Source organism: Alcanivorax sp. HI0083 (assembly GCF_001635175.1).
This window is the reverse complement of sequence record NZ_LWFX01001108.1, coordinates 1-14,636: the sequence shown is the minus strand read 5'-3', so window position 1 is coordinate 14,636 and position 14,636 is coordinate 1. Positions and strand designations below refer to the sequence as shown.

19 protein-coding genes, 1 tRNA gene and 1 pseudogene are annotated in these 14,636 nt (G+C 55.6%); 17 read left to right on the top strand and 4 right to left on the bottom strand.

Going from position 1 to position 14,636, the window contains the following annotated elements:
- Positions 1-927 (bottom strand): MFS transporter (locus A3754_RS15300; RefSeq protein ID WP_231880645.1); only part of this gene is annotated, 927 nt, incomplete at its 3' end.
- Between the two features lie 301 nt (positions 928-1,228).
- On the opposite strand from A3754_RS15300, the gene A3754_RS15295 reads away from it, so the two are divergent.
- The 13 genes from A3754_RS15295 to A3754_RS26675 all read left to right on the top strand — a co-directional run bounded on the left by A3754_RS15295 (position 1,229) and on the right by A3754_RS26675 (position 9,113).
- Positions 1,229-2,503, top strand: a complete 1,275-nt coding sequence (locus A3754_RS15295; protein ID WP_063520391.1) for a site-specific integrase — start codon at positions 1,229-1,231, stop codon at positions 2,501-2,503.
- On the top strand, positions 2,500-3,072 hold the full coding sequence (locus A3754_RS15290; protein WP_063520390.1) for a hypothetical protein: 573 nt from the start codon (positions 2,500-2,502) through the stop codon (positions 3,070-3,072). The genes A3754_RS15295 and A3754_RS15290 overlap by 4 nt, the downstream gene beginning before the upstream one ends.
- Before the next feature lie 120 nt (positions 3,073-3,192).
- Positions 3,193-3,387 carry a helix-turn-helix domain-containing protein gene (locus A3754_RS15285; RefSeq protein WP_063520389.1) on the top strand — a complete coding sequence of 65 codons (195 nt, stop codon included), beginning with the start codon at positions 3,193-3,195 and terminating at the stop codon, positions 3,385-3,387.
- Entirely contained in the window at positions 3,384-3,590 is a 207-nt protein-coding gene (locus A3754_RS15280; RefSeq protein ID WP_063520388.1) for a hypothetical protein, read from the top strand. The genes A3754_RS15285 and A3754_RS15280 overlap by 4 nt, the downstream gene beginning before the upstream one ends.
- Positions 3,587-3,946, top strand: a complete 360-nt coding sequence (locus A3754_RS15275) for a hypothetical protein (protein ID WP_063520387.1) — start codon at positions 3,587-3,589, stop codon at positions 3,944-3,946. The genes A3754_RS15280 and A3754_RS15275 overlap by 4 nt, the downstream gene beginning before the upstream one ends.
- Positions 3,947-4,348: 402 nt before the next feature.
- A complete protein-coding gene (locus tag A3754_RS26195; protein WP_197468677.1) occupies positions 4,349-5,896 on the top strand; it encodes a phage/plasmid primase, P4 family in 1,548 nt (515 codons plus the stop codon).
- A 143-nt stretch (positions 5,897-6,039) separates the two neighbouring features.
- Complete coding sequence (locus A3754_RS15260; RefSeq protein ID WP_063520385.1) at positions 6,040-6,312, top strand: DNA-binding protein; 273 nt, start codon at positions 6,040-6,042, stop codon at positions 6,310-6,312.
- A gap of 79 nt (positions 6,313-6,391) precedes the next feature.
- Positions 6,392-7,465, top strand: coding sequence for a hypothetical protein (locus A3754_RS15255; RefSeq protein WP_063520384.1), 1,074 nt, complete (start codon positions 6,392-6,394; stop codon positions 7,463-7,465).
- Positions 7,466-7,467: 2 nt separating this feature from the next.
- Positions 7,468-7,662, top strand: coding sequence for a hypothetical protein (locus A3754_RS15250; RefSeq protein ID WP_063520383.1), 195 nt, complete (start codon positions 7,468-7,470; stop codon positions 7,660-7,662).
- 104 nt (positions 7,663-7,766) lie between these two features.
- A complete protein-coding gene (locus A3754_RS15245; protein WP_082872348.1) occupies positions 7,767-8,156 on the top strand; it encodes a hypothetical protein in 390 nt (129 codons plus the stop codon).
- 38 nt (positions 8,157-8,194) lie between these two features.
- Positions 8,195-8,389: a hypothetical protein gene (locus A3754_RS15240; protein ID WP_063520382.1), complete on the top strand. Its 195-nt coding sequence runs from the start codon at positions 8,195-8,197 to the stop codon at positions 8,387-8,389.
- A gap of 2 nt (positions 8,390-8,391) precedes the next feature.
- Positions 8,392-8,697 (top strand): hypothetical protein, encoded by a 306-nt coding sequence (locus A3754_RS15235; RefSeq protein ID WP_063520381.1) that lies wholly within the window; start codon positions 8,392-8,394, stop codon positions 8,695-8,697.
- The gene (locus A3754_RS26675; RefSeq protein ID WP_063539441.1) at positions 8,679-9,113 is read left to right on the top strand and encodes a hypothetical protein; all 435 of its coding nucleotides are present in this window, start codon (positions 8,679-8,681) and stop codon (positions 9,111-9,113) included. Before A3754_RS15235 ends, A3754_RS26675 begins: the two co-directional genes overlap by 19 nt.
- An 886-nt stretch (positions 9,114-9,999) precedes the next feature.
- On the opposite strand, the gene A3754_RS15220 is transcribed toward A3754_RS26675, so the two are convergent.
- Positions 10,000-10,076 (bottom strand) — tRNA-Arg (locus A3754_RS15220).
- Between the two features lie 276 nt (positions 10,077-10,352).
- Between A3754_RS15220 and arsS the strand changes: the two genes are divergently transcribed.
- The 4 genes from arsS (at position 10,353) to A3754_RS15200 (ending at position 13,070) form a co-directional block, all read left to right on the top strand.
- Positions 10,353-11,309, top strand: coding sequence for an arsenosugar biosynthesis radical SAM (seleno)protein ArsS (gene arsS, locus A3754_RS15215; RefSeq protein ID WP_063520378.1), 957 nt, complete (start codon positions 10,353-10,355; stop codon positions 11,307-11,309).
- A complete protein-coding gene (locus A3754_RS15210; RefSeq protein ID WP_063520377.1) occupies positions 11,306-11,992 on the top strand; it encodes a TIGR04283 family arsenosugar biosynthesis glycosyltransferase in 687 nt (228 codons plus the stop codon). The genes arsS and A3754_RS15210 overlap by 4 nt, the downstream gene beginning before the upstream one ends.
- A complete protein-coding gene (locus A3754_RS15205; protein WP_063520376.1) occupies positions 11,989-12,615 on the top strand; it encodes a TIGR04282 family arsenosugar biosynthesis glycosyltransferase in 627 nt (208 codons plus the stop codon). Before A3754_RS15210 ends, A3754_RS15205 begins: the two co-directional genes overlap by 4 nt.
- A gap of 110 nt (positions 12,616-12,725) precedes the next feature.
- Complete coding sequence (locus A3754_RS15200; protein WP_063520375.1) at positions 12,726-13,070, top strand: Hpt domain-containing protein; 345 nt, start codon at positions 12,726-12,728, stop codon at positions 13,068-13,070.
- A 594-nt stretch (positions 13,071-13,664) separates the two neighbouring features.
- Here the strand turns inward: A3754_RS15200 and fdxA are convergent.
- Complete coding sequence (fdxA, locus tag A3754_RS15195; protein WP_063519003.1) at positions 13,665-13,988, bottom strand: ferredoxin FdxA; 324 nt, start codon at positions 13,986-13,988, stop codon at positions 13,665-13,667.
- Positions 13,989-14,330: 342 nt separating this feature from the next.
- Positions 14,331-14,636 (bottom strand): annotated as a pseudogene (locus A3754_RS15190) (DNA mismatch repair protein MutS); the annotation flags it as partial.

The following is a 14,636-nucleotide window of genomic DNA, read 5'->3' as shown; positions in this document are numbered from 1 at the left end:
GGCGAGCAAGGCGATGAGTGAGGTGCCTCCCAGCCCCAGCAATCCCCAGGACAGCAGCAGGATGACAATACCGGCGATCGTCAGCCGGTGGCCGTGACCCCGGTCGGCCAGTACGCCGGCGTGGCGAGCAGACAGGGCGCCCGCCGCCCCCGCCAGGCCGAACAGGCCGATGGTGGCATCATTGAAGGACCAGGGTTCAGCGGACAGCAGGAATGCCAGCGACGTCCACAGCACGCTGAACATGGCAAAGCCCAGAAAGCCGAGCACGGAACGTTGGCGGTACACCTTGTGCCGCGCAAACAGCCCGATGATGGAGGTAATCAGCTGGCCATAATGGAGCGAAGCGGGTTGATGGTAGCGGGGCAGCAAGCGCCACAGTGCCAGGGTGTTGAGTAACATAAGCGCAGCGGCAACCCAGTAAACGGTATGCCAGTCGCCCAGGGTGGACAGCGCTCCCGCCACGGTGCGTGCCAGCAGAATGCCCAACAACAGCCCGCTCATCACCGTGCCCACCACCTTGCCGCGGGTTTCCAGTGGCGCCAGTGTGGCCGCAAAAGGAACCAACACCTGCGCAACCACGGAAAACGCCCCGGTCATGGCGGTGCCTGCCAACAGCATCGGCAACGAACGGGCGCTGGCGCTGACCAGCAAGCCGACCATGGCCAGCAGCATCATGATCACAATCAAGCGGCGGCGCTCGACCAGATCGCCGAGTGGCACCAGCAGGATCAGCCCCACTGCATAGCTGGCCTGGGCGGTGGTCACGATGATGCCGGCCTTGGCATAACTCAGGCTGAGTTGATCTGCGATGGTATGTAGCAGCGGCTGGGCGTAATAGTTGCTGGCCACCACCAGACCGGTGGTAGTCGCCATCAGCAACACGAGAAGCGGGCTGAGTGGCGAAGAGGAGCGCGTGTCGTGGGTCATGCTGAATCCTGGTATCCGTGCGCGGCGAGATAGTGTCCGGCAAAGGGAAAAAGGGAGCCAGAGCAGTTAGTTGATCGGATTGATGCAAAAAGGTGATGCAGGCAATAAGGGAAAGATGGTGCCCCGGAGACGATTCGAACGTCCGACCTAGCGCTTAGGAGGCGCATTTTGCCGCCTTTGCCTTCTTGTTGGTTGGGGTCTATGTCCATATAAAACAGTTGCTTACGGTTGTTTGTGTTTTTGCCTGTTTGCTCGTGATACAATGAAATGCACTTACATTGCACTTACGGACTTTTTGGCCATGGCGGCAACACTCACCAGTAACACCATATCAGGCTTGTCAGGGCGTGACTCTGGGCCTTATGAGGTGCGAGACAAAGGCAGTAAGCAGTCAGTCAAAGGGCTGCTGGTTCGTGTGCAGCCGTCTGGCACCAAAACCTTCTATGTGGAAATCGCGCGGGGCAAGCGTGAGAGAGTGGGTGATGCCAGCCAGTTAACTTTGGCTCAGGCTAGGAATAAGGCCCGTGAGACTCTGGGCAAGGCTGCGAGCGGCCACGACTTCCAAGCGGAACGCCGCCAGAAAAAGGCGGTAGCAGACAGCACGCTGGGCGCGTATCTGGATGGCGCGTTTAAGGCTCATGCCGAAGCGAATATAGCCAGCCACAAGGCATTCATTGCCAGTATCAAGCGTGCCTTTGCCCATGTACTAGACAAGCCCATGGCCGAAATTACCGAACTGGATATGGCGAAATGGCGGCGAAACCGCACCAGCGTCAAACTGGAAACCCAGCGCCGGGAGCTGACTTACCTGAAAGCCCTGCTGAATCATGCCGTGGCGACAAAGGTCATCCCTTCGCACCAGTTAACCCAATATCGAGTTAAGGCGACACTGGCAGACAAGCCCAGCGAGGCCAAGGTTCGCTATCTGTCTGATGATGAAGAATTGCGGTTGCGTGAAGCACTAGGTGCCCGTGAGCGCGAAGCAAGAGCCGCAAGAATGCGAAAGCGAACATGGGAGGCGGCGAGAGGTTACGAGCTTTCCCCTGTAATTGCGGCTGAGGATTATGCCGACCACCTGAAACCGATGATTCTGCTGGCGCTGAATACCGGGCTTCGCCGTGGCGATCTGTTTAGCCTAACTTGGGATCATGTGGATCTGGAAAAGCGGCAGATTCGGAAAATCATCGGCAAGACGTCTCATTCCCGGCGTAAGGCAGGCAAGCAAATCGAGCCAGCCGTGTTACCGCTTTCCCGTGAAGCCTGTGCGGTGCTGGAGCAATGCAGGCGACAATGGGGCGATTACACGACGGTATTTCATTCCCCAATCACTGGCGGCCCACTGACGGACGTTAAAAAGGGCTTTGCGGCGATTCTGGAAGATGCCGGGATTGAAAACTTCCGTTTCCACGACCTGCGCCACACATTCGCCAGCCGTTTGGTTATGGCTGGTGTGGACATTAACACTGTGCGCGAATTGATGACCCATGCCGACATTAAAATGACGCTGGTTTATGCGCACTTGTCACCAGACCACAAAGCGAAAGCCCTGGATATGGCTTTTGGGGGTGAGGGATGAAATTTAAAACCGCAGCCGAGGCTTGGGCATATTCACACCAGAACAATGAGGATCTGCTAGATCTACGCTGTAGTGGCCGCCAGTTCGAGGCCATGCAGATTGTTGAGGAACACCGGGAGAAGCACGAAAGCGGCGACAAAACCGCCTTGCCTTATGCCTTGGCGGCCTGCGCCCGTCACGGGCTGGTGATGCCTGACTGGCTAGCTGATGCGGTATACAACGGCATTGTGCGTTGGCACGACTTTGAGGCTAGGACGCTGGATGATGCGCTGGAGGTAGGACGCAAGAATAAGCGGGCATCTGACGAGATGAGATACCGGCGTCACGGGAAGGCGGTGTTTGATCGTGTTCTCAAGCGCCGCATCAAGGGGCAGGGCGTTGATTCTGGTATGTTTGATGACATCGCGAAGGAAATGGACTTTCCCGGTAATGGTGCCGGATTCTCTGGAGGAACAGCGAAGAACTGGTATTACCGATTCATTAAAGAAAACAAAATTTCCGTTGATGACCTTGAAGGTCATATACAAGCGCAAAAACAGATTCGCGGGGGATCAGATCAAGGTAATTAACAGGTTGAATCCCGCGTGGCTACTGGCTTCTAAGTTGTCCACAGATTGCTTGCCAATATTCTCTATATCTTAAATCCCATCATTACCCGTAGACAAGCAAGCAACTACGGGTAAACGAAAATGGAAACAACCAACCACAAGCGCGCCTACTCAATCGACGAATTTGCAAAGCGATGGGGCATTGGCCGCAATTCTGTATATAACAGCATCGCCAAAGGTGAGCTGGGATCTGTAAAAATCGGCGCTCGCCGAGTCATCACGCTTGAGCAAGAAGAAGCCTTCCGCGAGCTAAAAGAGCAGGAGGCCAGCGCATGAACCACTTCCAAGCCTTCCGCGAGAATAGCGGCCTTATCGACCTGCGCCCTGTTTCATCTGTTGGTGAAATTGCCGTTGTAATTCAGCAAGCCCACAAGCTTAGGCACTGGTTCGACCGGCAACGCGCACTTGAGTCTATCGCTCACCGCGTCGGCGTTGATGCGGATCTGCTGGCCCGACTTGCAGCGGAGGTGCCCCAGTGAACCAGACACAAAAAAGCCCCACTCCGATTGCAGTCGGTAGCGAGGCCCAATATCAAAACAAGCACCCTGATTATAGCGCAATTCTAGCCAAGACAAACGACAGTGCCCGGCTGCGCCGTGCCGTTGATGTTCTGCTGAAAGGGCCTGTAAATCGGCGCGACCTTGATGCTGTCATTGGCACCACCAATGCCCCGGCCTATATAAGCAGGCTTAAAGATTTGGGCTTATGGATTGATTGCGAAACCCTCCAGGGCCAAGACCGCTACGGGCAGGCTTGCCGATATGGCCGCTACCACTTGAGCCAGACACACCGTGACGGCCTGCGCCATGCGCTGACTATGCAGGGGGTGAAGTGATGACCCCAGCACAAAGGCTTCTCAACCGCCTGGAAAAAGTGCGCAGCACTGGTGAAGGAAGCTATATAGCCTGCTGTCCTGCGCATGATGATCGAACCCCGAGTCTATCCATTAAGGAGTGCGACGATGGCCGCTTGCTGGTGCATTGCTTCGCCGGTTGTCCAACTAGTGACGTGCTAATGGCTGTTGGCCTGAGCCTTGGTGACTTGTTCCCCGAAGGAATGCGTAGCCATAACAAGCCGGGCTTGCCTCACTGGAAGATGGAGCGCCTTCGGGCACATGCAGACCACGAACGTGCTGTGCTGGCTTGCATGCGGTTTGATGCTGCGCGTGGTGAGCTTGTCGACCCTGAGCGAGCGACTAAGGCCAAGGAAAGGTTGCGAAAGATTGGAGGGCTTCTCAATGATTGATGACGTAGATGCTCTGATTAAAGAGGCTCAAGCCCTTAAGGGGCGGGGCCATGTAGAGTTGATGGCCGCAGCCCGCGCCCTAGATGGCGACTCTGCCCCAGATGAGGTGGATGCTATCGTGCTGGAGGCTGTGACCCTCAAGCCAACCGCAAAGCGACAGCTATTTAATACCATTAAAAAGCACACTGGCATCCCGTTAGGCACTCTCAAAGAAGCAGAGCAAAGCATGGCGAACCACGATGTTGACGATGATCTTGCTCATGCATGTGCTTTAGCTTCTGAGATTGGCAGGGACAACGTTATTACCACCGCTGCTTCAGTAATGCGCTGGAGCGAGCGTGGATTCTGGCAGCAACAGGAGAGCAGAGCGGTCAGGCAGTGGGTGCAGGGCTATCTGTCAGATAATGGTGCAGATGTGCGCAAATCCGTTGTGGACAGTGTTACCGACCTGTTATTAACGGAAACCTACCAACCCGAGCTTGAGTTCAACCAAGGCCCAGCTGAATGTGTTAACTGCCCCAATGGTGAGCTGATGCTATCCGCTGATGGCTGGAAGTTGGAGCCTCACAACCGGGAACATTACCGCACTACTCAGGTGCCGGTGAAGTTCGACCCAAATGCAACAGCGCCTCGATTTCAGCAATTCCTGGCCGAAGTGTTTAAGGGTGACGATGACGTCGAACAGAAGGTGCAGGCTTTGCTTGAGGCAATTGGCTACTCGCTGATGGCGCACTGCAACTATGAGTTGTTTGTAATTCTTGTAGGCGGCGGAGCCAATGGAAAGTCAGTGCTGCTGGCAGTGCTTGAGGCACTAGCGGGATCCGCCAACGTGGCCGGTGTTCAACCTTCCCGCTTTGATAATCCGTTTCAGCGTGCCCACCTCCACTTAAAGCTTGTGAATATCGTTACTGAGATCAAGCAAGGCGAAAAGATGGACGATGCCAGCCTGAAAGGCATTGTCTCAGGTGAGCCAGCAACGGTTGAGCATAAGTTCCGCAACCCCTTCGAGATGCGCCCTTTCTCTACCTGTTGGTTTGGTACCAACCACATGCCTCACACCCGTGACTTTAGTGACGGCCTGTTCCGACGCGCACTTGTGGTGGAGTTCAATAACAAGTTCAAGCCAGAGCTTGGAAATTGCGACCCGCTGCTGAGGGAGAAACTGATGGCTGAACTGCCAGGCATCCTGAACCTAGCTCTTAATGCGTATGCAGGTGTTGTTGCCCGAGGGGCGTTCACCATTCCCGAAAGCTGCAAAGCTGCTCGCAACAGGTGGCGCCTAGAGGCTGACCAAGTTGCACAGTTCGTTGACGATGAGTGTGAAGTTGACCCTATCGGTAGGATCGAACCCAAGCGACTTTTTAACGCTTACAGCCAGTGGGCAACTGAGAGCGGTATCAGCAAAAAACTGAGCCTTAAAGGCTTTAGCGACCGCCTTGAGGCTCTGGGGTTCCAGCGTTACCGGACTGGTAAAGCTCGATATATCACTGGAATCGACTGCCAACGCGCAACAGCCCCCCACCTAGCGCGGAGAGTGTGACGGATGTGACGCTTTTTCCAACATGACACATAAGGGAAAAACAAAGTATTGGCTCGCCATTATCTGTTTTCCCGCTGTGAGGAATGTAGAGAAACCCGTCACTCCCGTCACACCAGAACAGGCTAACGAACACGGACAAGACCATGACCCGACATATCGACCCTGAGCAAATCCAAGCCGTTATGAATTCCCTGCTGGAGGCAGTGCAGCGCGAAGGCTTGCCAATGACACCAGACGCACGGCTTGCCCCCGATGACGCGGCGAAGCTGCTGGGACTCAGCCCCCGCACCCTAAAAAATGCGCGTAGCGATGCGCACGACCAGAGAGGCCCGGCATTCCGTCGATTGCCCGGCCCGAAAGGTGGGCGCGTGAGCTATGCCCTCACGGATCTGGCGCAGTGGATGGCCGCAAGATGAAAAGCCCATAAAGGCCCATGCGGGGCACGATGGCAAGCATTAGACTATAGGTATAAGTTAACCAATTGAGATTACCTATATGATTGAAGATACATTGCTGGCGTCTGATGACGCCCATGAATACGGCTCAGACTACGCGGTGAACCACTGGATGCGCATTGAGAAGAAAGCGCGGCTGGAAACCATGCGGGAGTTTCGAGAGAACACCCAGCGCGGCTTTTCTGACCTGGCCCGAATCATGGCCACCAACGGCAACGCTACGGCTAAAGATGCCCTTGCCCCGTTCGTAAAAGGCGCAAACAAGGCGTTCAATCCTTCCATTGCTGCATTCGAGTGGCTGGTAGATAAAGCGGCTTATACGTCCCTGACCGGCATTTGGGACACCGAAGGCGGCGAGCGTATTGCTCAAAACTATCTGTCGAGTGTTCGCAATGCTGACCTGCTGGGCTCCCTGCTGGCTTACTCGAAAGAGCTGCCGGAGGATCTGGGGGCGGTAGTGGCGGCAAGTGGTGCCATTGGCTCCAACGTGGACGAAGGCGACCCCAAGCCACTGGTTAAAAGCAGCCTGAACCGTAGCAATTTGCCAGAGCTGAAAGTGGCCGGGCTTGCTGCAATCAGCAAAGAGCTGGGAATGACTACCGGCAGCGCTGGCCGTCGCATGTTCGAGAATGAGCTTCGCAACGCTGTAGTGGGTGGCAGTAATTCCACCATTCAAAGCGTAGCGACCCCTGCCAGCACGATCACCGCAACGTCTGACACTGTTGCGGATCTGACAAGCCTGCTGGAAGCCCTGCCGAATTCTGAGCATTACGTTATTGCCAGCACCGGCGCGGTCTGCCGCCGTCTAGCTATGGCCAGTGACAACGGCATGAGCGTTAACGGTGGTGAGTTTATCCCCGGCGTGCATGTGGTGCCTTGCATCGAGGACGATTCCAGCGCCCCGGCCCTGCTGGGCTTCGCCTGTGACCGTATCGCTGTGGCGAATGGCGGCCTGTTCCTGACCCCTGCCACCCATGCCAGCGTTGAACTGGCAGAGAGCCCGACCAGCCCGGCGCAACTGACCAGCCTTTGGCAGACCAATATGGTTGGCGTGCTATGTGAGCGCCGTTTCCGTTTCCACCATGAATCCGAAGCCGTCGTGCAGGTGATGTGATTATGGCTTATTTCAATCCTACTCCCGAGCAACTGGACGCAATGGACAAGCTAGGGCTGAGCCCCAAGCTGGACGCCACACCAGAGAACATTGCTCGAATCGCGTTGATTCTGGATGTGCTGATTAAAGAGGCATACCCAGACATTGACCTGAGCGGAGAGAAGAAAGGCGTTCTGAGCAAGCTGTTCAAGCGCTGACCGAATTGGCCCTGATGCCCAACCGTTCAGGGGCTGGCTGCCATGACGCTGGCAATCGGCAATAGTTTCGGGCACAGGGCCACCCTATTAAGGGGGCGGGGCATATGCAAAACCTTTGCGAGCGTTTCCCAGAGCGCGCCAAAAGTCTCACGCAGATTCCCCGGTACACGATCAACTATGATATTGGAGAGCCGAACATGACGAGCGAAACACCGTCACACCTGACCGACAAAGGGCAGGAGCTGTTCAGTAAGTTGCAACAAGATTACGACATCTTCGATCCCGACGGCGTGGTTCTGCTCACCGCTGCGGTTGAGTGTTTCGACAGGGTTAACGAGTGTCGCGGGATTATCGCCAAAGAAGGGTTAACAGACCTAGACCGTTTCGGGCAGAGCCGCCCACACCCTTGCGTAAAAATTGAGAGAGACGCCAGAGCGCAAATGTTAGCCAGTATTCGCGCCCTGAATCTTGGGATTGAGACTCCGGTGATGTGATGCCCAGACCAAAGAGAAAGCCCAGGACGGCAGTGACCATGCCGCTCCACGTTGAATCCCTGTTCAAGGATGGCACCGGGGCGGAGCGCTACAGTGATACAGAAATATGTCGCTTTTGGATTGCCCACGGTGAGGCATTCGCACGAGCTGGCGGCTTTAAACCCGGCTGCTGGATTCGTAACCATCCTGCCTCCCTGTTCGCACTGCCCGGCGTAGTGTGGACGGATAGCTAGCCGTGACGGCCTATATCGACCACTACAGCATTGGTATAGAAGGAGATCCCGAGCGCGACCCTCACCCCTATATAAGGCTGTGGACGGCTGCCCTTGGCCTAATGCTGGACGATGCGGCTAAGTATTGGCTAGAGAAGCCCTTGAGGCTGTCCGGCCAGTTTGAGGAAGGACAGCAAGCCTTTGACGATGTGGTCAGTTGTGGCCCCATGCTGCGCCAGTGCTGCCAATGGCTGGAATGGGAGCCGGAGTGGATTAGTGAACAGTTTTTGAAATGGTGTGAGGGAGTGCCATGCAAAAAGAAAAGCTAACGCCATTTGCACACCCGCTTTATGCGATTTGCGGCGGTATTAAGTTGTTTATAAGAACCCGTAAAAAGTATTTCACCTGTCTTTGGGTCTTGCTCGCACCCCTCTTTGTATATTCGCCGGTACTGGCCCAAAGCACGGTTGAAGCGCCACCTAGTGAACAAACTAGCCCTGCGCTCGAAGTGAATAATGCTAGCATCACTGATTCTGCCATGGGTACTGAGAGCGAGAACGATAGTGTCAGCAGACTCGTTGAATTCTTTGCGTTTGTCGCGACCTATAGCAAGGCGATGCCCAGTGAATGCGCCGACCAAAAAGCCGAGGGCCGAACATACGACTGCCTCCATCGGTTTCTTTCCTTGTTAGTGCTTAGCCTATTCTTTTTGCTTATCGGGGTAATATGGGGGGCTGGCCGGTAAGAGGCTAATCTATCCGAGACCAATCGCCACAACTGACAAGCCCTGGTTTACCGCTAAAAGCTGCACTACTCTTCTTGGTACAGATGGCGGCAGTCCTTTTCGTCTGGTCTATTACCATCACTGAGTAATCGTCTAGCCTAACTGTTTGCAAGCTGTCGCCGAAGCATCCCCCTAAGGCAAAAACAACAAAAATCATTGGTATAACAGGCTTCATAATTATTCTCCCCCGCGTTTGAAATAGTGCAGAACCATAGAATTTAAGCCAATCAGCCTATTAGTAAAGCATTTGAGGTTTAAGTAAAGCCCGGCGCGTAGTCACTGAGCCTGCTTGTTTTCTGGTTGCGCCCAAGGAGTACAAACTAACTTTAGTTCGTCGGAGGATCTGTCCCTCCCGCATACGGAAACTCGGCCGTCCCCTGTAACCATCCTAATCTCACGAGACTGAAAATCGACGAAAGCGACGTCGTTTCCTTGATTACAGCCAACCAAAAAGACAGCAGCGCATAGGCCCATCATCATTTTGAACATTGCTTTTCCTCGTTTATTTGCCACATGCGAGTTGATTCTGAAAGGGAGGCCTGATGCAAGCCGCCCCGTTATTGTTGTTGAGTCCATATGACCATGGAGTCCATAAGCGGGCAAGGCCCGGCGCGGAGTCACTGACAAGAAAGTCGTTAGCCGTTCTGGCTGGCACCGGACAAGCAAACGATAACAATGCAGCCGTTGCGGATCTGTAGTCCGTAGCGGCTTTTTTGTGTGGGAGATTGGCTAGGGGAGGGCGGCAGTTGTTTGTAGCTGTTTGCCCTTAACAAGTGCCGCTGCACTTACATTTCACTTACGGCGTTCCTATCAGGGAGGGTGGGCATCTGTAAGTTTCTGATTTAATTGGTGCCCCGGAGACGATTCGAACGTCCGACCTAGCGCTTAGGAGGCGCTTGCTCTATCCAACTGAGCTACCGGGGCATGGCTGCTGATTGTAAGGACTTTCAGCGGTGGCGCCAGTTTTCAGGAAACGGGTGGTTGTTTTTTATGCGAGAGGCGGTAAGCAGTCGTTCCGTCAGTTGAATCTCCTGCAGGCTCCACCAGGGCCACTTCATGCTTGTTATCGTCTCGGGGGCACAATCTTGTCGAAACTCGTAGCTCGTAGCTCGTAGCTCGATTCCCCCCCCCCCTTCACGTAACGTTTGCGACAAGCCTGCATCCAATTGATAGCATTAAGGAAATTGAAACAGGTGAAATATGCAGGACACCCACGATTTATTGGTGCGAAGCAGCACGGATTTTCCGCCACTGCGTCGCCATGCCACTTCCGTGTTGCAGGTAAACCTGGGTTATCTGTGCAACCTGAGTTGTGTGCACTGCCATGTGAATGCCGGCCCCACCCGCACCGAGCTGATGGACAAGGCCACCATCGATCTGATTCTTCAGGTCATTCGCAAGCGGGATATCAAGGTGATCGACCTGACCGGCGGCGCGCCGGAGATGAACCCCCACTTTCGTTACCTGGTGCGCGAATGCCATGCACTCGGTGTGGAGGTCATCGACCGCTGTAATCTCACCATTCTGCTCGAGCCGGGCTACGAAGATTTGCCTCAGTTTTTGGCTGACCACGACGTGCATGTGGTGGCCTCCCTGCCGTGCTATTCCGAAGAAAACGTGAACAAGCAACGGGGCAAGGGCGTGTTTCAGGGCAGCCTTGAAGCCATTCGCCGCCTGAACGAGAAAGGCTACGGGGACGACAAGGTGCTGGACCTTGTCTATAACTCCACCGGCGCGACGTTACCGCCTCCACAGGCTGCCCTCGAAGCTGACTACAAGCGTGAATTGATGACGCATTTCGGTTTGCGTTTCAATCATTTGCTGACGATTACCAACATGCCTATCAGTCGTTTCGGTGCGGTGTTGCTGGCCCATGATCAGTTCAACGACTACATGCAGCTGCTGCGCGACAGCTACAATCGCGACACCCTGCCGGCCTTGATGTGCCGCTCCATGGTGAGCGTGGATTACCAGGGCTATCTCTACGATTGTGACTTCAACCAGATGCTGGACATGCCGCAAGGCCACCACGAAGGTCACCAGCATCTGTCGAGCTTGCTGAAAGACGATATTGAGGGCGAGCCGATTTATGTGGCCGACCACTGTTTCGGTTGCACGGCAGGGGCGGGAAGTAGCTGTGGTGGTTCGCTGGAATGAGCCGCATTAGTGTCATCGTACCGGTGCTGAACGAGGCGGATACCCTGGCCGGGTCACTGGCACGACTGCGCGCTGCGCTGCGTGACGGTGACGAATTGATCGTGGCGGATGGCGGCAGTAGCGACTCCAGCATGGATATCGCCCGGCAGCTAGCGGACACGGTGCTGGCCAGCGAGCAGGGGCGCAGCATCCAGATGAATACCGGGGCGGTGTGTGCCAGCGGTGTGTGGCTCTGGTTTGTTCATGCTGATACCGTGCTCGACTCGCGGCATCGCGACGCCCTGAATGGGGTGGCCAGCACCGCTGTGTGGGGGCGGTTCGATGTACGCCTCAGTCGGCCGCGGCCGCTGTTTCGTGTTATCGCCTTGATGATGAACTGGCGCTCCCGTGTTACCGGGATCGCCACCGGCGACCAGGCCCTGTTTGTGCGCCGTGATGTGTTTCGTGAACAGGGCGGGTTTCCCGAGCAGCCATTGATGGAAGATATTGCCCTGTCGCGCCGGTTGCGTGCGCTGGCGCGCCCGGTGTGCCTGCGCCCGCCCTTGACCACCAGCAGCCGCCGCTGGGAGGCCAACGGTCCCTGGCGAACCATCTGGTTGATGTGGAGCCTGCGCTTTCGCTACTGGCGCGGAGCCAGCCCGGAGTCGCTGCACCGCGACTATTACGGGGGAGATGCCAGGTGACCGCCACGCCATTGCTGATTGTTTTCGCCCGTGCCCTTCACCCAGGCCAGGTTAAAACCCGTTTGATCCCTGGTTTCGGTGCCGATGGTGCCTTGCAGATTTATCAGCAGTTACTCTGGCAGACGTTTGCTGCCGCTGAGGCGTTTCCCGGTGATGTGCAGCTGTGGCTCGACAAGCCGGATGCGCAGTTGCAGCAGGAGGCGGCGGCACGGGGCTGGTCCTGTTTTTTGCAGGAGGGTGAGGATCTGGGTGAACGGATGGCCGGGGCATTATCGCGTGGCCTGTCTCTCACTTCCCGGGCTTTACTCATCGGAAGTGATTGCCTGTTGCTGGATCAGTCTTATTTTGAACAGGCGCTGAATGTGCTGGATCACACCCCCGTGGTGTTCGGGGCCAGTGAAGACGGTGGCTATGTACTGCTGGGAAGCAGCCAGGCATCGCTCTGGTCCGCTGGCCGCTTCAGCGGTGTGCGGTTTGGTGGCCCCCACGCGTTACAGGACAGCCGATCCTGTTTTACCCCGGAGCAGACCAGGGTTTTGCCACCCCTGTGGGACGTGGATGAGCCGGAGGATGTGGCGCGGGCCCGCTCATCCGGACTTTTACCGCCCGTCACTTTTTCCTGATTTGACGGGTGCCATGACGGGCTGTGGTTGCTTAAATTTCTACCCTGTAACACAAACAGGCTTTCTGTAGCTGCTATGGTAGCCGCCGTAAAGGATGACGGAGCAGGTTGATGCACGATAGATCGGTCCTCGATGTCGAGGTCGTTTCCGAATTGCAGGATATTATGGGCCAGGATTTCCAGATGCTGGTCGAATCGTTCCAACGCGATGGCGAACAACGCCTGGCCGCGCTGGATCAGGCGTTCGCGCAGGGTGATGCGAATACCCTGCGCAGCCAGGCACACAGTTTCAAGGGCAGCAGCAGCAACCTGGGGGCAACTTATGTTGCAGGTCTGTGTATGGACTTGGAAACGCTGGCCTCCAGCGGTGACCTTGCCAGTGCGCCGCCCTTGATTCATTCCCTGAAAGAGCATTTCCAGCAGGCCTGTGCGGCGTTAAACGCCACGTTGGCGTGAAATGGGGCGAATTTCAGGCAAAAAAAACCCTCTTCCGAAATTGGGGTGGAAGAGGGGGGTTGTGAGCGCTATTGCTAGCGCCTTGGGGGGATACTGGTTGGCTAGGCGGTGTGCGTAACACCACGTTTTCCATAGAATTAATGCTACCCAGAAGTGTGACGCCGTGCTGTAAAAAGCAGTGAGGAAATGTAAAAGATTGGGCGCCTTTTAGCGTCGGGATGTAGCCCTCTGGGGGCAGGGGGCTGGTGCGGTGGCGCGAGCTTGTAAGAGATCTCTTACAAGGCTGTAGGAAAAAACAGTGTTTTTTCGCTGTTTTTGACCCTTAAAAGCGAGCATCAGAATATTAACTCATTGTTATATTTGAGTTTTTTGGGGTTTGTGTGGTTTTCACCCAGACTTTTAATATTTATTTTACCCACAGAGCAAAATACGGTTGATATAGTGTTTCCGTGCTTCAGGGAATTGAGCACAAGGATTTGCAAGGAATGCAGTACAGGGATGTTGCGGTGAGCGCAAAAGGGTCAGGATGACTCGACGCAAAAAGGGCGGCAGGATGCCGCCCTTTTATTTTGCCTGGAGAAAAGTGATCCGCGCTTATCGGATCAGCTTCTCCCGCTTGTTCGGCACACCGTCCCACTCTTCAGCGTCGTCCGGCGCATCTTTCATTTCGGTAATGTTCGGCCACTTCTCTGCCAGATCCGCGTTGATCTCCAGGAACTCCTGCTGGTCGTCCGGCAGTTCGTCTTCCGAGAAGATCGCGTTAACCGGGCACTCCGGTTCACACAGTGCACAGTCGATACACTCGTCCGGGTGGATGACCAGAAAATTTTCGCCTTCGTAGAAACAGTCTACCGGGCACACTTCCACACAATCGGTGTGTTTGCAGTTAATGCAGTTCTCACCTACTACGAACGTCATATCCTGTCCTCGCCAGGTGTCTTCATTTTGTACAGCGCCAAGAGCTGATTATAGCAGCAACAGGCACGGTCTCGCTTGGGGTGGCGCTAGTCTAGCGATATGCCCAGAGGCAGGCAAACGCAGCGTTGATATAAGGATATAGCGCATGCAGTCAGAAGAGGACACGGGCGGGGGGATGGAGCACCTGCAGGAGCACTTCTCGAGGTGCGAACCCCCGAGTGCCGGTCGAGTTGCGAGAAGCGAGTTTCGAAAGGCAAACCCGAAAACAGGGTAAAGTCTGACGGTTTTCGCTTCTCGTCACCGGGCTTGTCGTGCCACCAACCCAGCGCTGTTCCTGCAGCGCTAAAGCAGTCCTCTCAGCTTGTAGAGTGCCTCCAGCGCCTGCTTCGGCGTCAAATCATCCGGGTCCAGTTCCTTGAGGGCGTGCTCCACGGCACTGGGCTCACTGAACAGGCTGGCCTGGGCCGGCATCGTTGTCGGGGTGCGGGCGGTGGGGATGACCGTGGGCGGTGCATCGTTCACCGTCAGGTTTTGCCCGGCTTCCAGCTCGCGCAGTTTTTCACCGGCCTGCTGGATCACCCCCGCCGGCACCCCGGCCAGCTGGGCCACCTGCAGACCATAACTGCGGCTGGCCGGGCCTTCCTGTAC